The sequence below is a fragment of the Leptolyngbya cf. ectocarpi LEGE 11479 genome (assembly GCF_015207065.1).
Lineage (GTDB): Bacteria > Cyanobacteriota > Cyanobacteriia > Phormidesmidales > Phormidesmidaceae > Leptothoe > Leptothoe ectocarpi.
Window position 1 is genome coordinate 1 of sequence record NZ_JADEXP010000009.1, and the last position, 22,467, is coordinate 22,467.

The following is a 22,467-nucleotide window of genomic DNA, read 5'->3' on the forward strand; positions in this document are numbered from 1 at the left end:
TAGTTATTTAGCTAAGCTGACGATATTTGGAGGCTGTTTGGTCAACTTACGAAGAAAATATTTACGAATTTTTGCTACCAAACGGCCAACTATGGAAGAAATAATGATCATGCTTACGGACATCGGCTGACGACTCTGCTAAAAGCCCAGCAGTCCTGGCTCATTTGGGTTTAATATGGGCAAGTTGCTCTGAAGGCGGGAGTCCTATGGCTATTAAACGCAACCGCTGGCTAGTTGGCGGTATCTTATTCATAGCGGTAGCGGCACTGCTAGCTGTTTCCCTGGGTCCCCTGATCCAAGCGGCTTTTGATCAACCGGGTAATGGTTATGGCGACAATGCGGCGAATACGGCCGCGAGCCCAGACCGCCAAGCAGAGTTAGAGGGTCGAGCCAATGGCTATGAGCTTGTCCTAGAACGAGAGCCTGACAACCAAGCTGCCCTTGAAGGCTTAGTGGAAGCTCGCATTGGCTTGGAGGACTTGTCAGGAGCTGTTGAACCGCTAGCACGCCTGGCAGAGTTAAATCCCCAGGAACCTCGCTATGCCGTGTTGCTGGCCCAGGCTAAACAAGAACTTGAGGATTTAGAAGGCGCGGCCCAGACCTATCGCAGTGTGTTGACGGCTAATCCTGGCAATATGGAAGCCCTCCAGGGGTTGATTGCCTTACTCATAGAACAAGAGCGACCCCAGGCGGCGGTGGGTCTGCTACAGGACACCCTTAAAACAGCTGAGCAGTCTAATAAAATTCAACCGGGCACCATTGATGTAATTGCGGTGAAGCTGCTGCTGGGACAGGTTTATGCTGAGCAGTCTCGCTATGACGATGCGATCGCAATCTATGACACCGCCATTCAAGATGCCCAGAATCTGGGAGGCACGCCTGACTTTCGGCCCACCCTAGCCAAGGGTCTGATCCTTCGAGAAACGGGCAAAGAAGCCGAGGCTAGACCTTTGTTTGAAACGGCACTGTCCCTGGCTCCGGTTCAGTTTAAAGATCGTATTCAGCAGCTCATCGATCAGGGAGCAGTGGAAACAGCTCCTTCTGATGGAGCCACTGGTGAGACACCTGGCGGGACATCTGATGATGGGACAACTGATGACACATCGGTAGCTCCTGATACAGCTGAACCAGAGGCCGCGCCTGCCTCCGAGGGCCAGCCCGAGGAGTAAAGAGTTCTTGCCCATTACCCCTCTTGAACCTGGATGTCTTAGGATGCCGCCTGTTCTGACATCTCTTGCCCGGACATCTGTTGGGTACCAAAGGCACTCTGTTTCCGGCTCGCCGCTGCATCAACCTCACTAAACTCAATGTGATTAATCAGGGTGGTGACAAAGGCAAATAGTAAAAACGGCAGTGACAGCACCAAAATCAAGCCAACACAGACCAGCGCATAGATGGGACGACTGGCCCCCATTAACGCCAGCGCCGTTGCCAAACTGATAAACAGTACAAGCAGCCAAACAATGATTTGGCCGTAGATGTCACCAAAGGTCAGAGTGCAAACAAACTGGTACTTCGAGGCATTATTCATATTGCCGATACTCGCATTGATCGAATCTACTCAGCATATCTAGCTCCTTAACGTAATTCACTATTTCTCAATACAGCTTCAAGAATTGACCGCGTCTATGGATTACCGCTATCTGGTTTTTTATAAGCCCTACGACGTCCTCAGCCAGTTTACCGACGCTGATCGCACTACGCTCAAGTCTTTTATTCCAGTGTCGAAGGTGTATCCGGTGGGGCGTCTTGATCGCGATAGCGAAGGGTTGCTCCTGCTAACCAATGACGGACAGCTGCAAAATCGTCTGTGTCATCCTCGCTTTCGGCACCCTCGCACCTACTGGGCTCAAGTGGAGCGAATTCCTGATGCCACCAGCTTGGAACGTCTGCGGCAAGGTGTGGTGATCCGAGGCTACACCACCCTACCGGCAGAGGTTACCCTGCTATCAACAGCGCCGTCCTTGCCTCCCCGAACACCCCCCATTAGGTTTCGTAAACAGGTGCCCACAGCTTGGCTACAGCTCACCCTTCGAGAAGGCAAAAATCGTCAGGTACGACGGATGACAGCGGCCGTTGGTTTTCCCACACTGCGGCTTGTGCGCGTTGGCATTGGGTCGTTACATTTGGGCGACTTACAGCCCGGACAGTGGCGCTATCTGACCCCTGATGAACAGCAACATCTACATCAGCTTGGTCAGTTAACAAAAGGTTGTGACAGACCTCATGCCTCTAGACGTAAACGATTCCAACCGCGCTCCCGACAACGTTACAATTAATTTGGTGGCATTTATACCGACGTTTGTATTTTTTATCGGCTATGCTGAACTGTATTTAGCTGTTGTAATGCCTTCCCTCCATAGTTTTTAAGAGCTAAGACTATTTTTAACTTTGGGAATAGTGGATTATGGCATTGTTTTCGCTAAGCTGCGGTCATTGTCAACGGCCTTTTTGTATCCACTGATGATCATTTGTCCATACTGCGATTTTAATAACCCGACCGAGCACAAATTTTGCCAGTCATGCGGTTCGCCACTGCAGCTTTGGAGGGCTCTTATTTTGCCTGGGACACCGTCTGTTGTCCTGGCTGTAGATCAAGGGGCAATGGCATCTGGGGACGGTCCATCGAGCGGCCCGTCAGATAGCCCAAGCGATTCAGGCAACTCGGGCGATTCAGACAATAGCGATATCGAGATTTGGCAACAGGTAGCGACGAACGTGATGGCGCCCATGGCAGCAGCCACCATGAGTTATACCGCTGGTGATTGGTTGAGTTCTCAACAACGCTATCGGTTGATTGAGGACCTAACCGTACCCACTGACGACCCAAAACCTGTAGAAGCCCAGGTTATGGACACCAAGCCTAATGACTTGGCGTCTTCCTTGGTGGAACAGCGGTATCAGTTTTTTCCCATCGACTGGGAGCCTCAGTCTGAGCAAGCGTCTGATCAGGCTAAAGACCTTTGCTTTCCGTTGATGGCCTACCCTTATTTGGCCCTCCATCGTCGGTTTTTTCCATCGGTGCCAGAACTACAGAACGCTTGGGTACACTCTGACTACAGCGTTTTAATTATTGAGGACCGACGACATCTGCCAGATCTGCTCACCGTTTGGCAGCAGGCCACCCTAGACCCGCTCCAGCAGGTTCATAGTTTCTATGTGATGGTTGAGCTGTGGGAAGCCATGGCGGCATTTAAGGGACAGGGCAGTTTGCTCAACATCAGCAATCTATGTATGGATGAAGACCAAATTGTCTGTCTGCGATGTATAGAGATGGGTCCCTATCTCAATGATTATCGTCTGGCGGACATGGGGTTACTGTGGCAGTCCCTGCTCCAGTCCAGTAGCCAGTCATTGCCGGATCTAAAAACGCTGGCTGCCCAGGTAACTGAGGGCCAGCTGACTGATCTCGATGAACTCAAAGAGGTATTGGTTGCGATCGCAGACAAATATCAGCTCGGCGCAGATATTTCCCCAGCCATTTCTGAGGTATCGTCCAACCCTAATCTTCTAGGTGATCTAGACATTCCAGGATTAGAAGGCATCGAACTCACTGACGACACTGGCATGGACAGCATCGACTCTCCTACCATGGTGCTACCGATGAAACTGACCGGTCTAGAAGATGCCGGTCAATCCCATGTGGGACAGCAGCGGGACCACAACGAAGATAATTACTTTATCCAGTCCGCCCTCAGTCGCCAAGAAACCCTCACGACTCAAACCTTAAATGCCCGCTGTGCCTACATTCTTTGTGACGGCATGGGGGGACACTCAGGCGGAGAAATCGCCAGTCAGCTAGCGGTGGATACCCTGCGTCAGTACCTTGATGAGCAATGGGGACCCGAGCTGCCCGACGAAGCGGAACTCCTCCATGCCATTGGTCTCGCCAACCAGGTCATCTACGACAAAAACCAGGCAGAAGAGCGCACTGGCAGCGCTCGCATGGGGACAACATTGGTGATGTTACTGGTTAAAGGGACCCAAGCCGTAGCAGCCCATGTGGGCGACAGTCGGCTCTATCGGTACACCAAACGTCTGGGACTACAGCAGATTACCGTCGACCATGAAGTGGGTCAGCGGGAAATTAAACGCGGTGTAGAACCTGCCATCGCCTATGCCCGACCGGATGCCTACCAGCTTACCCAGGCGCTGGGTCCCTGTGGTCAAGATGCCTTAGACCCTGGCTTTAACTATCTCAATCTCACCGAAGATACCTTGCTGCTGCTGTGCTCTGATGGTCTCAGTGACGACAGGCTGCTGGAGACCCACTGTTCTACCCATATCGAACCCATTCTCAGAGGTCATAAAGGGATCGAAGAAGGGGTGGCAGATTTAATCGAACTGGCCAACGAGCACAACGGCCACGACAATATCACCGCTCTGGTAGTCAAGCTCAAGGTCAAACCCGACCTCTCTAAACTCCAATCGATTTAACACCGTAGGGCCGTTCCATGGAACGGCCCTACGGTGTTAAGACAAATAGGTATACCGGCTCAGACTCTCTTCGTAGTTTTGTAGCAGCAGCTGGGCTTCTGGCAGGGTAATCTGTTTCTCTTTAAGAGAGATTTCCGAACGCCGTCGAATTTGTTCCACCAGGTCCTCAGCGTCATACTGCACATAGCTCAGCACCTCCTTCATGGTGTCGCCTTTGACCACATGTTCGATGGTGTACCCCTGGGGCGTAAGGTGAATGTGAACCATGTTGGTATCCCCAAAAAGATTGTGCAGATTACCCATGATTTCCTGGTAAGCCCCATTGAGAAACATACCCAGATAGTAAGGTTCATCCGGCTGTAGAGCATGGAGTTCCAACACCGATTTCACACCGTGCAAATCAATAAACTGGTCTATTTTTCCATCGCTGTCGCAGGTCAGGTCTGCCAGGGTGGCTCGACAGGTGGGTTCTTCGTTAAGACGGTGAATGGGCATAATCGGAAACAGCTGATCGATTGCCCAGGTATCCGGAGCTGATTGAAACACCGATAGATTGATGTAGTAGATAGACGCCATCATCTTTTCTAGATGGGCCAGATCGTCCGGCACATACTCTTCCTGGCGCAGCACCTGAATAATCTTTTGACAACAGGCCCAAAAGAGATTTTCTACCCGCGCCCGCTCAGTCAGGCTGAGATAGCCAAAGTTAAACAAGCTCACGGCTTCGCCCTTAAACTGCTCGGCGTCGTGGAATGCTTCTTGGTAGTTTTTAGAGTTAATACTCTGATAGGCCTCGTACAGCTCTTTGAGAATGGCGTGATCGTCTGACGATGGTTCAAAGGGCACCTGGGGACGGACTTCGCTACTGCCCAACACGTCGAATACCAATACGGACTGATGGGAGGCAATGGCTCGACCGCTTTCACTGATCAACGTCGGTACGGGTAGATTTTTGGCAGTGCAGGCCTCTTGAACCTCGGCTACAACGTCATTGGCATAGTTTTGGATGCTGTAATTTTTAGAGGCAGGTACATTGGTCTTAGAGCCGTTGTAATCTACGCCAAGGCCACCCCCCACATCCAGGTATTGCATATTGGCCCCAAGGTTTACCAGTTCCACATAAATTTGGCAGGCTTCTCGCAGCGCATCCTTGATGATACTGATGGAGGACATTTGGGAGCCAATGTGAAAGTGGAGCAGCTGTAGGCACGACAGCATCTCGGCTGAGCGTAGCTGGTCAACAACGGTCAAAATTTCTGGGATAGTTAGGCCAAACTTAGCGCGATCGCCAGCGGAGCCCCCCCAGCGCCCGATGCCCTTGGAACATAGTTTGGCTCGCACCCCCAATCGCGGCTGGATATTGAGCTGCTGACTGACCTCAATCACCAGAGGTAGCTCGTCTAGCTGTTCCAATACAATGATTGGCTGCTGACCCAGCTTTTGACCCAGCATGGCTGTTTCCAAGTAAGCTCGATCTTTGTAACCGTTACATATCAGCAGTGCCCCCGGTGTTTTAAGTGTGGCCAGGGCAATCATCAGTTCCGGCTTGGACCCGGCTTCTAACCCAAACTGATAGCGTTGGCCAAAGGTGACTAGATCTTCAATCAGATGACGTTGCTGATTGCATTTAATGGGAAATACCCCCTGGTAACGGCCGTCATAGCCATATTTAGTGATGGCTTTAGCAAAACAAGAATTGAGTCGTTCGATGCGGTCTTCCAGAATGTCAGAGAAGCGAACAAGAATCGGTAGGGATAGATTACGAGCTTCTAGGGCCTGAATTAACCGATGTAAGTCTAAAGAACCGCCCCGATCTCCTTGGGGTGAAACGATGACATTACCAGCGGCATTGATGGAAAAGTAGGGTTCTCCCCAGCCGTTGATGCGATACAGCTCTTCGCTATCTTCAATGGTCCATGGTGAGTTCTCTGGAGAGAGTTTTTTCCCAGGCGGGAGATCAGTATTAGCGATGGCATCCATTGATTGCTGGTTGAGCGAAACTGGGCCTGACGTCATCAACGTAATTTCCTTTAACAAAGATGTAATGATAGTTTAAATTTATCCCTAGGCTATCTGTACGGGTCTCAGGAGGTCTGCATGATCTAAAAGACCACCGGGGTATGTTCGCTATACGTAGATATACTCGGCACACTAGACGTATTTTTACAAGGGAATCAATTCAGTTCATGAAAACACGCACCGCCCCAATATCAGTTGTCCCAGTTTTGGGCGTTGACTTACTCATTGCGCTGGTGGCGGCCATTGCTGCATTTCTCTTTAACCAGGCGGTTAATCTAGCACTGTCATCAGAGTCTATCAATCAAAATCTGCAGGCTCCCCCCGCATTTTTGGTGGTGGGCTCCAGTTTGGCCATTCCGTTGGTATATATAGTACTTGATGTCCTGAACGCAGCCGGCAATCGGCTCAAGCTGCCCCTAGCGGGCAGTCGCAAACGGGCTCAGCAAATCTATGCCAGACGGATTCATCTGGGACTGCTGGCGCTGTATTTTAATGCGATTTTAGTGGCTCTCTGCTGGTCAGCGTCGGCAATGCCAGTGATGTCAAAAATTTATCTGGCGGCTGTATTTGCGATCGCAATCTACGCCCTAGGCCAAAGCATTCCCTCAACCAAGCTTAGCTTTACCCTGTCGGGTGTGCTGTTTGTGATTGTTCTATTGGCCACCCAAACCTTTATCATCACCAAAACCCAGGCTGAAGCTGAGCAAGCTGGGGAAGAACTGCGGGAGCGCCTCGGTAACGGCAACCCCGGTGCAGAAGACAAAGACTAAATTCAGCAGCAGACCTAAGACAGTTCCACAACCGCTTGCTTTTGGGTCAACACCTCCTCGGTAAGCATATCTTCCACCGTCACCCGCAGTAATCGATCTTGATCGACCATAAAACTCAGCTTAACTCGGTCCTCCCCCGGCCTACCGGGGGGGGTGAGTGTAGCAATGCTCGGAGCCTGTTCGTTGAGCGGTTGGGCTACGGTCTCCCCTGTCTGGGTCTGTCGGGTAACCAGGCGGTTACCCTCAAAATAGACCTCGGTGCTGCCCTGGTTACCGCCCAGCTCACCAATAATCAGCTCAATGCTGGGCTGCTTTTCACTGGACGCCCCCAGCACCAGCTCCACCGGCTGCGTCATCGGGTAAGGCTGCCCCTGGGGAATAATCGGATGCCAGCCGTGGCAGTTATTACGGCGGTCCCAATAGCGAATGCCGTAGCCATGGTAAAGAAAGTCCGTCAGCTTAATTTGCTGCAGCTGCAGTGCCCCGGCGGATACCGCCGTAAACGGGCGATCACAACACACCCGCGTCTGGTCAAATCGTGCCTTAACCCAGGTTTGAACCGCTGGAATTTGAGTCGTTCCCCCCACCAGCAGCACCGCATCAACATCGTCTAGATCCAAACCTTGACGCCGTCCCTGCTGTAAAACCTGGGTCACGCGCTCCTCTAACCGATCAAAAAAGCTCTGCTGCTGTAATATCGCCTCAAACTGCCCCCGATCCAGGGCCAGCTCGTAGCTGTCAAAGGTTTCATCATCGAAATAGCTTTCGCTGGCGCTCAGAGCAGTAGACAGCTGAATTTTGAGCTGCTCCGCTAAGCGTAGCGTCAACGCCGATAGGGGGATGCCATACTGCTCGCTCAGATACTGGGCCACCCACTGGTCAATGTCGGCCCCACCCAGATTTTCCCCAGCCTTGGCCACTACTTTTGCCGTGGATACCTGCTGGGCCGAATTGCCCATGGTTTTTTGACCCCACTTGAGAATGTAGCCCAGGGCCTGAGAGCGCCGCCCGCTCAGCTGCACCATGGCCAGATCGAGGGTGCCCCCGCCAAAGTCAATCACCAAGACCGTCTCATTATCTGTGAGACCATAGCCCAGGGCCGCCGCCGTCGGCTCATCGATCATCCGCACCCGATTAACGTCCCAGCTTTGGCACAGCCCCCCGAGCCAGCTGCGATAGGTTTCAAAACTATCCACCGGCACCGTCAGGACAATCTCATCTAGAGGTTCGTCCTGCTGTTTGAGCTGTTCAATAATCTGGGTCAAAAACCATTCGCCTACCTGCTCAAAGGACACCGTACAACCATCTAGATCCGGTATAAACCCTTGAATTGCGGTACCAATACCCCGCTTAAAATTTTTAAAGCAGCGATCCGGTGACTGGTCTAAACCGCGATCGCGCACTCCTTGACCAATCAGTACCTGAGGGCGTTGGGCATCCTCGACATAAACCAAACTTGGCACCACCGCTGGACCCGGAGGGCGCTGGGCCACCGCCGCCAACGGCAAAATCTCAGCGGACTGGGTGGCCATATTCCACCGACAGAGCACCGTGTTGCTAGTGCCAAAGTCAATCGCTAATACCATGAGCGTGTATACCTAGCTTGCGATCGCAAGTCCCAATGCGCCACCAATAAACAGACCCAAAAAACAAAAACTTAGCAAATATAAGCCACAGCGAGTGCGACTCATCTCTGCCAGCAGACGATCGCCAATATTGGCAATTAATAGGCTACACAAAGCCGTCAGCACCAAAACCCCAAGATTGATCAACAGCAGTACTAAACCTGTCCGAACAAACTGAATATCATCAATATTAGAGGTGCCGCCATAGCCCACAGCAATGGCCAACGCCACCACCGATAGAGCCACCCCCAGACAAGTCACACCGCGAGACAACAAAATACGCATCCCCTGTAGCGACGACAGCGCTCTGGGACCCGCCAAAACCGCAGCCTGTAACAAGGTACCTGCAAACGCTAGGGGCCAGACCCAGAACGGAGGCGAAAACACAGATAACAGCAGCCCCGTGACTCCATGCAGCAGTAAAACCAGTATTAACAACCCCCAAGGTGTGGCTCCCCGCGGACGGGCTCTACCTACACGTCTAGGCAGCTTAACTGGAAAACTCGGGGTATTAAACGGTTGCTTACTCATGGATATCAATAACGACTGGCGGGGCCACGCTGGTATTGATACTAGCAGCCCAAACACCTCCAACCCCAGCCCTAAAGCTTAATCAGCCAGACCAAATTCTTGCAAAGCAGGCACAAAATTTCGGTTCTCATGACTGGGCCGACTCAGCTTGATTAGCGCAAATCGTTGAGCCGGAGTCAGCCCTTGCCAAGCATCGGTTGAAATTTCCACCCGATGGGCAGTGGCCTGGTGTTTGACCGATGCGGGCACGGCAGTTTCCAACCAGGCCGGATGGTCCGGCACATCAATCTCTTTGGCTGGCTGGCCGGTGTAGTGAGTGACCAACCCTTGTAAATACTGCTGGTAGGCAGCAATGGCATCTCGATGCTCACAGGGCATCGTCACCAGCGTCTGCCGCTCAGGGTGACTAAACCGATGCCAGTGGGTGAGCTTGAGCTTTACACCACAGGTATCCAACTTCATCCTCACCACCATTGGAATACAGCGCAGCGACTCAATAAACTCCTGCTCAAACTGAAAACCTCCTGATTCCATAAACACCTCATTCAACTGGAGCGGGTCACGGGCTTGCCGAGCGCGGCCAAGCCATTACAGTCAGCATCATCGCTTAAATTAGGAGGGAACTAGACTACGACCCATCTCGAAACGTTGATTTTTGTAACACATCTACGTCAAACCTAAATCCCCCTAAGCCCCAAGCTTGACTGCTTCAGGAAGTTGCGCGACACTTATTTGTACAACTAATGTAGGCACTCTCAAACTCAATGCTCTGTATTAATTTTTTATATGGAGTTCTAACTATTGTTTGAGTATTATTTTGTCTATAAATTTCCGCTCCTAAGTGTGGCGAGTCCCATAAGAGGTGAGTCCTTTTGGAAACACTGGAATTTGTTATCTATCCCGATGGCCGAGTCAAAGAACTGGTGACAGGTATTGTCGGTCGCTCCTGCTCTGAGGTAACTGCTGCCGTTGAGGCTCAGTTAGGCCAGGTTGTATCGCAGGAAAAGACGTCTGAGTTTTACGCCCAGGAGAATCAGTTAACGTCCAAACAAACGGACGCCCAGACTAACTACAGCAGCTGGTAGGCCGTCGGTTCTGCTACTGCATCGGCCCAATGGCCACACTGTCAACTTGAATACAACTTCCACACAACATAGGGTTTTAAGATGTCGCATTTTAGCCAGATCAAAACCAAAATTCGTAATTTGCCTGCTCTAGAGGCTGCCCTGACTGATATTGGCACCGATTGGAAAGCCGGTCCCCAGTCAGTGCGTGGCTATCAGGGCAAGACCGAGACTGCTGAGATCGTTATTGAGCAAGATAATGGCTACGATCTTGGCTTTAAGCGCAATGCGGACACAGGTGACTATGAGCTAGTCGCCGATATGCAGTATTGGCAGCAGTCCCTGTCTGTAGATGGCTTTTTGAATCAGGTGACTCAGCGCTACGCCTATCACACCGTGGTGAGTGAGACCTCACGTCAGGGCTTTCAGGTAGCTGAGCAGAAAAACGCTGCGGATGGTTCCATTCGCCTGGTTTTACAGCGCTGGTCACAGAACTAGCTCGAGCTTAATGCATGCTAGGTTAGGGCGGCTTTGAGGCTTGGGGCTTCAGGTCGCCCTTGCTGTATGGGAACTTGTCCCAATGTGACTGGCCAATGTGACTGGCCGCTGCGATTGCCCATGTAATTGGAAGACTATCAATGACTTTGCAATCCGATTCTCCCAATAGCGGACGCTCAGGGTTAGAGCCCGAACTCGGTGGTCTCCTGAGAGATATCGACAATCGTACGGGGCTAGAGCCTGAGTTGGGTGGAACATTTCGCCAGAAAGGCGTGTATGTTGATGAGACCACCTGCATCGGCTGTACGCACTGTGCCCATGTGGCTCGCAATACGTTTTATCTAGAGCCGCACTACGGTAGGGCTCGGGCGATACGCCAGGATGGGGATTCTGAAGAATTAATTCAAGAAGCCATTGATACCTGTCCCGTGGACTGTATTCACTGGGTTGACTATACAAAGCTCAAAAAACTAGAAGAGGAGCGTCGCCATCAGGTGATTCCGGTGGTTGGGTTTCCAGTCAATCAAGGTTTGGTGCGTCGTAAGAATCGTACGGCTCAGAAAAAATCATCCCAGTAGTCTCAGTACACGACACACCAACAGCACAGGGCAACGGCACAATAAAATTGCCTACTCGATTTCTCTGACGGTGAGGCTACCCGTTCCTGTATAAACCACTTCTATGGTTAGCACGCGTCCGGGAGATGGCTCAATCATGACGTCAGAGAGGTCTAAAGCAGGGGCATTTGCACTGACAGGTACTTGAGTCAAGATTCTACCGCCGGGTGAAATTTCTAGCTGGTATACCAGCGGATAGGAAGCGTCTTTGGGTTGGTAGGGGGTTAGCTGGGTTGCGATCGCATCCAGTATTTCACTATCACTCGCTTCACGCTCAGGCTGTCTAATGCGGGCTGCAGCCTCAGGTCTCTCGTTAGCGATAGCGCCAGCGCTACTCCTATCGCTTTCTGCTGACTCTTCAACAGCTTCAGGCGCAGGCGCTGCTGGTGCAGCCTCAGGCAAAACGTTGGTCTCTGCTGGTGCCGTGTCTTGTTCAAGCTGCTCTTGAGCCGTTGCAAACTTATCAGCAGAAGGTTCTGTAAAATCGGCGGCGGGGTCTGGTGCAGAAGGTTCTGTAAAATCGGCGGCGGGGTCTGGTGAAGTAGCAGGTGCAACCGGCGCATCGCCAGTGGTCTCTGAGGTTGGGCTAGAAAGGCGTTGATTTTCTGGCCGGTTTTCCGTAGCGCTGCTATCGCTAGCAATCTCGGGAGTCGGTCTAGCGGCTGGCGGAGCAACAGAATCTGCCGGTGGTGCAGACTCTTCTTCAGATAAGATCTCCGGTGCCGCGTCAGGAGCGACGGACGAACCCGCTTTGTTCTCGAAAACGGCTTCGGGAGCCTGAGTTGTTTCCATCTGATCAAACGCGGCTGGTCGGTACTGGAGATAGACTGCTGTTACTCCCACAGCCACCAAAAGTGATGCCACCGCCGAACCTGTCCACCACTGACGACGGCGCTTAGCAGGTGCTTTCGGTAGCGTGATATGGCATTGACCATAGCTATTCAGCACCTCTGCGAGATCAAACAGCTGCAAATGACTCAGTTCCACATCGTGATCTAAGAGCGTTAACCGATGACTCTGAGGCCATGCCTGCTGGCTAAGATGCCGCTGTACATAAGACTCGATGGTATCGCTCAGGGTGACTAGCTGTAGCTGATCGCCCGTCACCAGACGCTGTTGTTCTGACCACAGGCTAAAGCGGAGCTGACGCACCACGGGTCGGTCGCTCCACTGGGACAGCGGCGACTGGTGCGCTGTTACCTCCAGGGTATAGCTACCAGACTGATAACGCTGGGTATCGATGGATAAAACCGAAGACATGGACGAGCTAGTCGTTACGGTTACAGCTTACTAGCACAGTCCCATTGCGACTAGGGTGGTTACCGTTAAGGCAACGCTTTTGATTGCTCGGCAGACCTGAGCTAGCATCTGTCTCACCCAATCCGTTTCAAGGATATTATTCAGAACCTGAGCGTTCCAGAAAGAACAAAGAGCGGCCTGCAAAAATTGCAGCTAATACAGCCAAAAATAAGAGGCTTCCACCTAACCATGGCCAACCTGCAATCAAAAACTGCGTTGAAGATAATAGGAGTGCGCTGAACACAATGGCGTAAGTAGCACCGATTAATATCGTATTGAGCTTTCGTAATTCACGATTAGCCTCGACCGAGTTGGTGCGAAGTCGGATATCTCCTTGTTCTAACTGATTTAGGGTTTTCTCAACACGCCTAGGTAAATTTAAGCTGGTATTTGTAAATTCAGCCGCCTGATTACCCAATTTATCAATTAGGTAATTTGGGTTGTTATACGGATCGTTTGCCATCAGTTCTTCTGCAAAGGGTTGTGCAACATCTAAAAAGTTAAAGTCTGGGTCGAGCGCTGTTCCCCACGCTTCTAGTGTGGAGAGTGCTCGTAGCACGAATGTAAACGTCGCTGGAAACCGAAAGGGCTGATTGTAGCTAAGTTCGTAAAGGTCTTCGCTAATGTCAGCCATAGAGATGTCGTCATGACTCCCTAATGCTTGATTCAGATATGTTTCAAGCATATACTGAACCGAGCGCCTGACAGGATCGAGAACTGCGCCAGGTGCTAAAGCTCCCAGCTTCACCATCGATTGCACAACTAAGTTAGCATCCTGATGGATAATGCCTGAAAAGGTGAGCATGAGGCTCTCTTTGGTTTCAGGGTGAATCTCGCCCATCATGCCAAAGTCGTAGAAGATGAGAGAACCGCTCAGGGATACTGCAATATTACCGGGATGAGGATCGGCATGGAAAAAACCATGGTGCAAGACCTGACGTAAATAGGCAGTTGCCCCTAATCGAGCAATCCGTGGCCGATCTAATCCAGCGACATCTAACCCTTCAAAGCTACTGACTTTAATCCCAGAGACGTACTCCATCGTTAGCAGTTTTGCTGTGGTGTAACGCCAGTAAACACGAGGGACAATGACGTCTGTAACCTCACTAAAATTACGACGGAAGGTGGCTGCATTACGTCCTTCATTGAGATAATCAACTTCTTGCCAGAGCGTGCGTCGACATTCTTCGTAGATACCAACCCAATCGCGTCCATCTTCTCCCCAATGGGTGCGATGTTGAACATACTCGACAATCCGCCTGAGAATATTCAGATCGATCTCAAATAATCGCTGTAATCCCGGACGCTGAACTTTTACAGCGACCTCTTCTCCAGATTTCAGTCGAGCCTGGTGGACTTGCCCCAGACTTGCAGAGGCAATCGGAACCAGTGTGAAGTCAACATAGACCTCATCAATGGCTTTACCCAGTTCACGTTGGACAATGGCTTCTACTTGCTCATACTCAAAAGCAGGCACCTGGTCCTGCAGCTTTGAGAGTTCTTCAACGTATTCAGAGGGCAATAAATCAGCCCTAGTGGAAAAGAATTGCCCAATTTTGATAAAGGTGGGTCCCAAATCAAGTAGCGCTTCTCGTAACCAAATGGCACGTTGCTTGTGCTTCTGAGCTTTCTGCTCTGAGGTGCTCTCTGAAGTAGACCTGAACGGCCGCCTGTCTAGCCATAAATACAACAGAAACTGCAGTACAACCCATCCAATATCAGATAGACGCCCTAGCTGGGTGTAGTTGTCGCGAGCCCAGCGATACGAGCGCTGAGAATGGACTGGTGTTAGCACAGATGCATCAGTCACAGTAGTTAGCGTAATTATGCGATTATTAGAGAATTTAACTTAAGTTTACATTATAATGTTGCAAAAATTAATATGTAACGGCGGCATCAATATTGATTCCTTTCCGTTCTATCCTTCAGCTTATCCATTAAATGACGTCTTAATTGACCACTCCATAGAGGATATGGAGACTGAAGCCAGATAGAACTGGTTACATTCGGCCTGCCCACTTACTCTGGGATAGCTTTCCGCAGCAATTAAGGCATATTTGTCAAAATATTTACAATTCGATACAAAATTGCGTTACATTAGTTAACATAATAAACAGTCATAAATACGATAAGGGCTTACTAATGGTTTCATTGCTTATCTCAACGTTTGTTGTCGCCTGGGTTGCGATCGCAGCTGTCGCCATCCAGACAGGCTACCTAGATAACGCAGCGCATCATTCGTCTCACCAACTAGAAAGACTGACTAACCTGCTAATGGGGCATGCATTAAAGGGCGGTGAGCGGGGACTTTCTCCAGTACTGATTCCTGTACGGGGTGTGCATGCAGAGCAGCACTTCAGACCGTAGTTATAGGTATAGCTGCAAGCCAGCTACACAGCCCGTATAGAGGATGAGCTAAATTTTCTTGAATGCGCTCGGTCTATAGGGTTTGAGGCTAACTCCATTTTCCATGACACACCTGAAATCGTGAGACATTGTGATGAACATTAATGAGTTTTTGGAGCGTTACGCAGCTGGTGAGCGAGATTTTGCGTGGCTAGATTTACGTGCAGTCAACCTGAGCGAGGTGAATTTAAGCAAGACAACTTTAAAGTATTCCGACTTAGGTAGTACGAACCTGAGTTTAGCAGCCTTGAGAGAATCCAACTTGAGTCAGAGTAGCTTGTCAATGGCAACCTTGTGGCGAGCTGATCTAATGGATAGCGATCTCTCAGCCAGCAACTTAAGTGAAGCCAGGCTGATTCGCGCAAACTTGCAACGGGGTAATTTATGTCACGCCCATTTAGATAGGGCCGATTTGAGATTAGCTAATTTACAGGATGCCACATTGAGAGGTGCTAGTTTGGTCGGCGCTGATCTCCGTTATGCAGACCTGACTGGAGCCGATCTCACCCAAGCAAACTTAAGTCGCGTTGATTTTACCGGAGCGACGTTGGTGAATGCGCACTTGGATGCGTCTAGCTTAACAGGAGCCATCTTTAATCGCGTCGATCTCAGTCAGTTACGTCTCTCTAATGCAAAAGGACAGCATCAAGCTGTTGAATCAGCTCCAATTCCCGCACTAGACGTAAGCATCAGTTAAATGGGTATGGGACTCATTAATAGATGCAGCTTAGTAAGCGTTTCCATGCTGTTGTATGCCTGAATTTAGGATTGAGCAGAGCACTAATTCATTTTTTTGACAGATACTTTCTGTTTCTCCCACCTTTGATTAGCCATAGTTAAAGAGGTTAAAGCCCGATGTCAGACTCTTTACTAAAGAATTTATTAAAAGACCTGCCAAATTTACGCTCTCAAACCTACTTTAAGTCTTCTTTAATAGCATTGTCCCATGCCATGGAAGATCTAATACTGGTGGGAGATGAAGCACCACTAGTGATCGCAAATTTTCAGCGCGAGCGATTTTATCGTCAGGAAATTCGTCGGTACCAGCAGATTGCCCAACGCACCGAGCAAGTATATGTTTTAGCCGCGCCGGAACCAGAGTCAGGGTTTGCCATCGATACAGCCGCCTATGATGTGATTCCATTACATCCTGATGATGCCCTCACCCAAGAATGGCATTTAGTCATTATCGGGAAGCACCATTCCGCCTGTCTGATTTGTCGTGAGCAGATTGAAACAGACGCGTCTGTTGACCAAATGCGCACATTTGAGGGAGTTTGGACATTTGATCCATCTGTTAGCAGTCATGCAGCACGCTGGCTACTAGGACGAATTGCCACCTATCGCCCAGAGCTAACCGATAAAATAGAGCGTGCTCAGCAACAATACAGTCTGACAAGCACGGCCTCCAACCAGGCATTACTACGCTCTAAGGAGTACGAGACTGATACTGACATATTTGGGCAACGTCTCGTCACCTATCTCCAAGCTGGACAGTATAAGCTGTTAAAAACGTATCAAAAGGTAACCGTTCAAGAACAGCGAGAGCGTCTCATCAATACGCTTGCAGTGACTATTCGCAATTCTCTTGATCCGCATGCGGTATTGCTGACAACTGTTCAGGCACTAGGGCAGACATTTTCCCACTGTCGCTGTCTTCTATATCGTTGTCATTCGACTGATTCACAGATCACTATTGACTATGAATTTGCAGGCTCAGATGTCTCTTCCCTATCCGGTGAACGCTGGTCCCTGGCAGATAATCCCCTGATTCAAGTGGCAATGGCCCAGGATCGGGCTATTGTCATTAATGACACAGCAAAAGCATCCAACTTCCAGAAAAATCATACACTTCAATCAACCATTCAGTGCTGGCAGATTCGGTCCTGGTTATTAGTTCCCATCCGGTATCAAGGAACGCTAGTGGGCATGATTGAACTGCATGCCAGCGAAACAGATCCGTCTGGATGGCAGGAGCATGACATCCTATTTATTGAAGCCATTGCCACCCAAGCTGGATTCGCCTTAACTCAAGCTCAAGCCTATGCCGATTTAGAAACGCTCAATCGGCAACTTGCAATGGTAGAACAGACACAACGGAATTTAATTGCCATCGTCGGGCATGAATTACGCACGCCGCTCTCCACAATTCAAGTTTGTTTGGAGAGTATTGCGACTGAACCAGATATGCCCGCTGAGTTTCTCCAGACAATGTTGGATACAGCCTTAACAGATGCCGATCGGATGCGAAAGCTGATTCAAAATTTTCTGACCCTATCCCGTCTAGAGACTGGAAAGTCTATTCTATGTTTAGAATCAATTCAGATTCAAGAAACAATTCATATGGCGCTAAATAGTGTCAAGACTAGCTCAGGACAATTATCGTTGCCCAGCATAAATGTAGAGTTACCGACTGAATTACCCTCTGTCAAAGCAGATGGTGAGAGCTTAGTCAAAGTAGTGACAGAACTGCTAGAGAATGCCTGCAAATTCACAGAACCCGATGGTGAAATTACGATTCATGCTGGCCTAAGGCGAGGTGAAACAACTATGGGGGCAACAATACAAGACCCTAATGATAGTCATACTCCCGTGGTTGAAGTGACCGTTGCTGACACAGGACGAGGAATTGAACCGAGTCAGCTAGAAACTGTTTTTGATTGGTTTTCCCAGGAAGAAGATTTTCTGCGACGCACGGTAGGCGGTGCTGGATTAGGGTTAGCCATTTGTCGGCAACTAGTTCAACGCATGGGAGGGCTGGTCTGGGCTGAATCTACTGGCAAAGATCAGGGGAGTAAATTTCATTTTACAGTGCCCATTGAAGTTCCAGTCCAATATCAAAATAGCGTGTTAGCGTAGGTCATACGACAGTTAGAGTATCTTACAAAGAGCCGTAGGGTGCTGTTAGCGCAGCGTAACGCACCAAATCAGAGTGCTTGACTAGATTCCTAGAAGTAAGGCACCATCCGCACCTACACCGCCCACACCCTCAACGCCTTTAAGGATATGGCCACCGCCAATGTGGACAAAGTCACCCTAGAATTTGGCATCACCGTCGCTGGTGAAGGCGGAGTGCCCTATGTTACAAAGGGTAGTGCTGAATGTAACCTCAAAATTACCGTTGAATGTTCATTTCCAAATTCGTAGGGGTACTCCCTTGTGGAGACCCTGGATAACTTTGTTTGAACCATGGTTCAGGGGTCTAGGTGTTCAACCGTCTTTATCCTTAGAATCGTAGGGCGGAATAATTACCCGATAGTTGGCATCATAAACGTCCTCTGGCTCCTCAGGTGGGGGCGCGTCGGGTTCAGGAGCGGGTTCTTCCGGGGCATCACTGCCATATAGCCAGCCTTCTTCGTAGGTGCGAGGCTCATACATACTGGACGAGGGTTGCTCTGCTCCACTCCGAGCCCAGCCAATATCAGGGCCGCTGTCTGGTCTATTGGTTTGCCTGGCGGCGGCCCGTGCCGATTCACCATAGCCATCATCACCCCAGCCAGATTCAATATCCCTAACGGTATCTTCGGCAGATGTTCTGGGCATGTCTCTGGCGGCATAGCCGGGTGCCTGCTGCTGTCCCCAGTCGTCCCATTGCTCTGGGGCTCTAAAGTTTTCCCAGTCGCTATCGTAGGGGCTCCGGGTGTCGCGGCTGGCGGCTGGCTGAGGTGGCTGATAGCCTGATGCACTATCTTCGGGTGAGTCTACAAAACGGTTGGTGGGTGAAGGCTCTGGGGCAGGATCGCTCAGGCGCTTGCCGATGGGTCGATAGGCACGCTTTTGAGGAGCTAGCTGGTAAATGAGCCAAGCACACAGGGCACCTATTGCGATCGCACTCAATAACCATACCGCCAACGGCAGTGCCACCGTCGTCCCCCCCAGAACCACTAGCTCCAACACAGGGGTCAGATTTTGCAGCACCAAGATTACCAGTGCGGCCACCACCAATAGAAATGTAATGAGCTGAACCATCACCATCTCCTTAGACGTTTTGAGCTATGGATTAGCCTCACGACTCACCGGTTTGACCATGCCCCTGCCAACGATTTAACGGCACACAGTCAATATCCACCTGATCCAAGGCTCGGGCTACGACAAAATCCACCAGGTCATTAATTGTTTGAGGTTGGTGGTACCAGGCCGGAATCGCTGGGACAATTCTAGCGCCCGCTTCGGCTAAGGTTGTCAAATTACGTAGATGAATTAAGCTCAGCGGTGTTTCACGGGGTACCAACACCAGCGGTTTACCTTCCTTAAGCTGGACATCAGCCGCCCGCTCTAAGAGATCAGAACTTAAGCCAGCGGCCAGTTTACCCACCGTACTCATGCTACAGGGCATAATCACCATGCCCAGGGTCTTAAACGAGCCGCTGGCAATGGTCGCCCCCACATTGCTCCAAGCATGACAGCGCAGAACACCCTCGCTGGCCACCCCAGCCTGCTCCCGCCAAAATTGAGTTTGCTGCTCTAACTCACCGGGCAGCCGCACCTGTTGCTCAGCCTGCCACACCATGTACACAGCTTTAGAAGCCACCAAATCGACTTGGTAATCAGCTGTGAGTAGGTGTTTGAGGGCTCGCACGGCATAGATTAAACCGGAGGCTCCGGTGATGCCTAAGACGAGAGAACGACGGCTGGCCGAAGATGACGCTAAAACAGACGGAGAAGACGCCACCTATTCTTCCCCATCGTCAAACATCTCGTCTCCGTTCATCTCGTCTCCGTTCATAGCATCGTCGTCGTCATCATCAATGGCTTCACTGCCGCCACCCACAGCCACCAGGTCAATCTGCTGACGATAGTAGTCTACGCTCTTGACCTGCACCTCAACCCGGTCGCCCAGTCGGTACTGCTGACGATTTTTACGTCCCATTAGCTTCTGCTGTCGAGACCGATATTCATACCAGTCGTCCTTAAGAGAGCTGACATGGACTAGACCTTCCACCAGCAGCTCTTCTAACTCCACAAAGAATCCATAGGACTGTACACCCGTGATTAATCCGTGGAACACTTCTCCCGTATGAGCCTGCATAAAGGCGGCCTTCTTCAAACCCTCTAAATCAGATTCAGCTTCCTGGGCGAGACGCTCCCGCTCAGTCAGGTGGGTGGTGATGTGGTTAAAGCTCTCTTCAAACTCATTGTGAATATCGGGGGGCAGTACGCTCCAACTAACATGGCCGTGGCTGCTGCTGCTGCGCAAATCCACCCGATCTCTAGAACGAGTTGTCTTGCGATTGCGACCATCATCAAAGACGGCATGAAGGACACGGTGCACCAGTAAATCAGGATAGCGGCGTACAGGAGAGGCAAAATGGGTATAGCCATCTTCGAGGGCCAGACCAAAATGACCGTCAGGATGACTGCCGTAAGATGCGGGCTTTAATGTTGACAGCAGCAGGTAGGTCAGCACTTTCTCTGCCTTAGACTGGCTAAATTGCTGCACGAAGCCAAGATAGTCTTTGGGCAGTACCTCCTCCTCATTTTCCAGCTGCAAATTTAGCCCCATATTGTTGGCCAGCTTAATCAGCTCCTGTACATCACCGGGGTCAGGGGTACTATGGAGACGATAAATGGTAGGCACTCCTAGCTCTTTGAGATGTTTTGCCACCAGCTGATTGGCCAACAACATGCATTCAGTCACAATTCGTCGCGCCGGCAGCAAGTCCGACACAACCATCACCCCTAAGCCCCCTTCATCATCATGCTGAAACTTAGGAGAGAGATAATGGGACAACTCTTCTCCCGCCTCCTCTGGAAAAACATGATCCGGTAGGTTTAGATCAAACGAGCCCCGCTGATTGCGCTGTTGCTGTAGTAGTGCACTCACTTCAAACAGCTGGTCAATTAGCTCAAAGCTCTCTTCAAACTGAGCTAAATCACTTTTCTGAAACGACAGTTCTTCCATGGCCTCGTCATCATCTCGGGCCAAAATTGCCTGGGCCTGATGATAGTTGAGCTGCTGGTCGTTACAAATCACCGATGGCTGCACCTCGTAGGCCAGCACCTCACCTTCAGGAGAGAGAATCACCATAACAGATACGGTCAGTCGCTCTTTATCTTCTAGTAGGGCGCATAGGGATGTGGACAGCGGCGGTGGCAGCAGGGGCACGGGAGAATCTGCCAGGTATACTGATGTGCCTCGGCGGTAGGCTTCTTGGTCGATGGGGCTATTGGATGGCACATAATAGGAAACATCTGCCACATGAATCCCCAACAGCCAGTTGCCATCGTCCAGCGGCTCCAGGGTGAGGGCATCATCAATCACCTGAGCCCCGTCAGCATCAATACTGACGGTGGGCTGGTCCCGTAGATCGATCCGTTTTTTGATATCGGCTTTACGCACCCGGTTAGGCAATGCCTTGGCCGCCATCATGACTTCTTCAGGGAAGGCTCGAGGTAAATCATGTTTGCAGTAGACAATATCGATATCGGCAGCGGCTTCGGCATCGCTTCCTAAAATCTGGGCCACTCGCCCCTGGGGCAAATACTGTCCAATGGGATAGCGCAAAATCTCCACATGCACCAGGTGATCAATCGCTGCCTGCAGTTCCGCTAGACTGAGTTCATCATCGTCCTGGTTTTTTAAGTCCAGCTGAAACAACAGCCGATCATCCAGCGGCACGGCCTGCAGGGTTTTGTCCTCTTCAGATTCTTTAATGCGGGCCAGCACCGAAGAATTGGCGCGCTCTAAAATCAGCTGGACTTCCCCTTCAGGGCTGCGGCGTCGATTGCCTTCTTTGGTCACCTTGACCAAAACCCGATCACCATTCCAAGCATGGCTGAGGTGGGCTTCTCTTACATAGATATCGTCCGCTTCTTCATCGTCTTGAATGGCAAAGCAAAATCCTTTACTAGAGCAGCGTAGTTTGCCTTCAATCACCCCCTCCCCGTGGATGCGACGGTATTTGCCCCGTTCTTTTTCTAGTACGCCAATGCGTTCTAAGGCATCTAAGGCAATGGTCAGATCGTTGACCTGACTATCATCAGAGCAGTTGAGCTTTTTTTCTAGTGTCTTGGTCGTGACGAGCTTATCGTTTGAGAAATTGGCTAGGAGGGAAGCGATTGAAAAATGCATGTAGCGATGAATCCTACGCGTTAGTGAAACAATGCCACTGGTTTCTTGGCCAGAGACTGGGCATAGAGCGCGCTGTTTCTTTAAGAAACGTGCAAGAGCCGCATCCCTAGCAACTACCCAAACGCCAAT

Annotated in this window: 21 protein-coding genes; 11 read left to right on the top strand and 10 right to left on the bottom strand. The window is 50.6% G+C overall.

Annotation, left to right across the window (positions count from 1 at the left end; translation table 11 throughout):
- Window positions 1–206 precede the first annotated feature (206 nt).
- A complete protein-coding gene (locus IQ260_RS02235; RefSeq protein WP_193990450.1) occupies window positions 207–1,169 on the top strand; it encodes a tetratricopeptide repeat protein in 963 nt (320 codons plus the stop codon).
- Window positions 1,170–1,207: 38 nt separating this feature from the next.
- On the opposite strand, the gene IQ260_RS02240 is transcribed toward IQ260_RS02235, so the two are convergent.
- A complete protein-coding gene (locus tag IQ260_RS02240; RefSeq protein ID WP_193990452.1) occupies window positions 1,208–1,531 on the bottom strand; it encodes a hypothetical protein in 324 nt (107 codons plus the stop codon).
- A gap of 97 nt (window positions 1,532–1,628) precedes the next feature.
- On the opposite strand from IQ260_RS02240, the gene IQ260_RS02245 reads away from it, so the two are divergent.
- Complete coding sequence (locus tag IQ260_RS02245; protein ID WP_193990454.1) at window positions 1,629–2,279, top strand: pseudouridine synthase; 651 nt, start codon at window positions 1,629–1,631, stop codon at window positions 2,277–2,279.
- Window positions 2,280–2,463: 184 nt separating this feature from the next.
- Window positions 2,464–4,437, top strand: coding sequence for a serine/threonine phosphatase (locus IQ260_RS02250; RefSeq protein ID WP_193990456.1), 1,974 nt, complete (start codon window positions 2,464–2,466; stop codon window positions 4,435–4,437).
- 36 nt (window positions 4,438–4,473) lie between these two features.
- Here the strand turns inward: IQ260_RS02250 and speA are convergent, their stop codons facing one another.
- Window positions 4,474–6,453, bottom strand: a complete 1,980-nt coding sequence (speA, locus tag IQ260_RS02255; protein WP_193990458.1) for a biosynthetic arginine decarboxylase — start codon at window positions 6,451–6,453, stop codon at window positions 4,474–4,476.
- Window positions 6,454–6,623: 170 nt separating this feature from the next.
- Here speA and IQ260_RS02260 point away from each other — a divergent pair, with 170 nt between their 5' ends.
- Window positions 6,624–7,226 carry a hypothetical protein gene (locus IQ260_RS02260; protein ID WP_193990460.1) on the top strand — a complete coding sequence of 201 codons (603 nt, stop codon included), beginning with the start codon at window positions 6,624–6,626 and terminating at the stop codon, window positions 7,224–7,226.
- Window positions 7,227–7,240: 14 nt separating this feature from the next.
- Here IQ260_RS02260 and IQ260_RS02265 read toward each other — a convergent pair whose 3' ends face one another.
- The 3 genes from IQ260_RS02265 to IQ260_RS02275 all read right to left on the bottom strand — a co-directional run bounded on the left by IQ260_RS02265 (window position 7,241) and on the right by IQ260_RS02275 (window position 9,916).
- Window positions 7,241–8,812: an Hsp70 family protein gene (locus tag IQ260_RS02265; protein WP_193990463.1), complete on the bottom strand. Its 1,572-nt coding sequence runs from the start codon at window positions 8,810–8,812 to the stop codon at window positions 7,241–7,243.
- Window positions 8,813–8,824: 12 nt separating this feature from the next.
- The gene (locus tag IQ260_RS02270; RefSeq protein WP_193990465.1) at window positions 8,825–9,382 is read right to left on the bottom strand and encodes a hypothetical protein; all 558 of its coding nucleotides are present in this window, start codon (window positions 9,380–9,382) and stop codon (window positions 8,825–8,827) included.
- Between the two features lie 78 nt (window positions 9,383–9,460).
- On the bottom strand, window positions 9,461–9,916 hold the full coding sequence (locus IQ260_RS02275) for a nitrate reductase associated protein (protein WP_193990467.1): 456 nt from the start codon (window positions 9,914–9,916) through the stop codon (window positions 9,461–9,463).
- 338 nt (window positions 9,917–10,254) lie between these two features.
- Between IQ260_RS02275 and IQ260_RS02280 the strand changes: the two genes are divergently transcribed.
- The 3 genes from IQ260_RS02280 (at window position 10,255) to IQ260_RS02290 (ending at window position 11,522) form a co-directional block, all read left to right on the top strand.
- On the top strand, window positions 10,255–10,467 hold the full coding sequence (locus IQ260_RS02280) for a DUF2997 domain-containing protein (protein WP_193990469.1): 213 nt from the start codon (window positions 10,255–10,257) through the stop codon (window positions 10,465–10,467).
- Window positions 10,468–10,548: 81 nt separating this feature from the next.
- Window positions 10,549–10,944: a DUF1257 domain-containing protein gene (locus IQ260_RS02285; RefSeq protein WP_193990471.1), complete on the top strand. Its 396-nt coding sequence runs from the start codon at window positions 10,549–10,551 to the stop codon at window positions 10,942–10,944.
- Window positions 10,945–11,084: 140 nt separating this feature from the next.
- On the top strand, window positions 11,085–11,522 hold the full coding sequence (locus tag IQ260_RS02290) for a ferredoxin (RefSeq protein WP_193990473.1): 438 nt from the start codon (window positions 11,085–11,087) through the stop codon (window positions 11,520–11,522).
- 51 nt (window positions 11,523–11,573) lie between these two features.
- On the opposite strand, the gene IQ260_RS02295 is transcribed toward IQ260_RS02290, so the two are convergent.
- Together IQ260_RS02295 and IQ260_RS02300 are read right to left on the bottom strand one after the other, a co-directional pair.
- Window positions 11,574–12,821: a DUF4335 domain-containing protein gene (locus tag IQ260_RS02295; RefSeq protein ID WP_193990475.1), complete on the bottom strand. Its 1,248-nt coding sequence runs from the start codon at window positions 12,819–12,821 to the stop codon at window positions 11,574–11,576.
- A gap of 136 nt (window positions 12,822–12,957) precedes the next feature.
- Window positions 12,958–14,670, bottom strand: a complete 1,713-nt coding sequence (locus IQ260_RS02300) for an ABC1 kinase family protein (RefSeq protein WP_193990477.1) — start codon at window positions 14,668–14,670, stop codon at window positions 12,958–12,960.
- Between the two features lie 332 nt (window positions 14,671–15,002).
- Here IQ260_RS02300 and IQ260_RS02305 point away from each other — a divergent pair, with 332 nt between their 5' ends.
- The 4 genes from IQ260_RS02305 (at window position 15,003) to IQ260_RS02320 (ending at window position 18,413) form a co-directional block, all read left to right on the top strand.
- Window positions 15,003–15,227, top strand: a complete 225-nt coding sequence (locus IQ260_RS02305) for a hypothetical protein (RefSeq protein ID WP_193990479.1) — start codon at window positions 15,003–15,005, stop codon at window positions 15,225–15,227.
- Window positions 15,228–15,360: 133 nt separating this feature from the next.
- Window positions 15,361–15,963, top strand: coding sequence for a pentapeptide repeat-containing protein (locus tag IQ260_RS02310; RefSeq protein WP_228015413.1), 603 nt, complete (start codon window positions 15,361–15,363; stop codon window positions 15,961–15,963).
- A 158-nt stretch (window positions 15,964–16,121) separates the two neighbouring features.
- Window positions 16,122–18,125 carry a DICT sensory domain-containing protein gene (locus tag IQ260_RS02315; protein ID WP_193990483.1) on the top strand — a complete coding sequence of 668 codons (2,004 nt, stop codon included), beginning with the start codon at window positions 16,122–16,124 and terminating at the stop codon, window positions 18,123–18,125.
- 105 nt (window positions 18,126–18,230) lie between these two features.
- Entirely contained in the window at window positions 18,231–18,413 is a 183-nt protein-coding gene (locus IQ260_RS02320) for a CU044_2847 family protein (protein ID WP_322744879.1), read from the top strand.
- Window positions 18,414–18,476: 63 nt separating this feature from the next.
- Here IQ260_RS02320 and IQ260_RS02325 read toward each other — a convergent pair whose 3' ends face one another.
- From IQ260_RS02325 to IQ260_RS02335, 3 genes are read right to left on the bottom strand one after another with little or no spacing between them, the layout of a single operon-like run.
- Window positions 18,477–19,235, bottom strand: coding sequence for a LapA family protein (locus IQ260_RS02325; protein WP_193990485.1), 759 nt, complete (start codon window positions 19,233–19,235; stop codon window positions 18,477–18,479).
- Between the two features lie 37 nt (window positions 19,236–19,272).
- Entirely contained in the window at window positions 19,273–19,938 is a 666-nt protein-coding gene (locus IQ260_RS02330) for a flavin prenyltransferase UbiX (RefSeq protein ID WP_193990487.1), read from the bottom strand.
- A complete protein-coding gene (locus IQ260_RS02335) occupies window positions 19,939–22,338 on the bottom strand; it encodes a ribonuclease R family protein (protein WP_193990489.1) in 2,400 nt (799 codons plus the stop codon).
- Window positions 22,339–22,467: the final 129 nt, after the last annotated feature.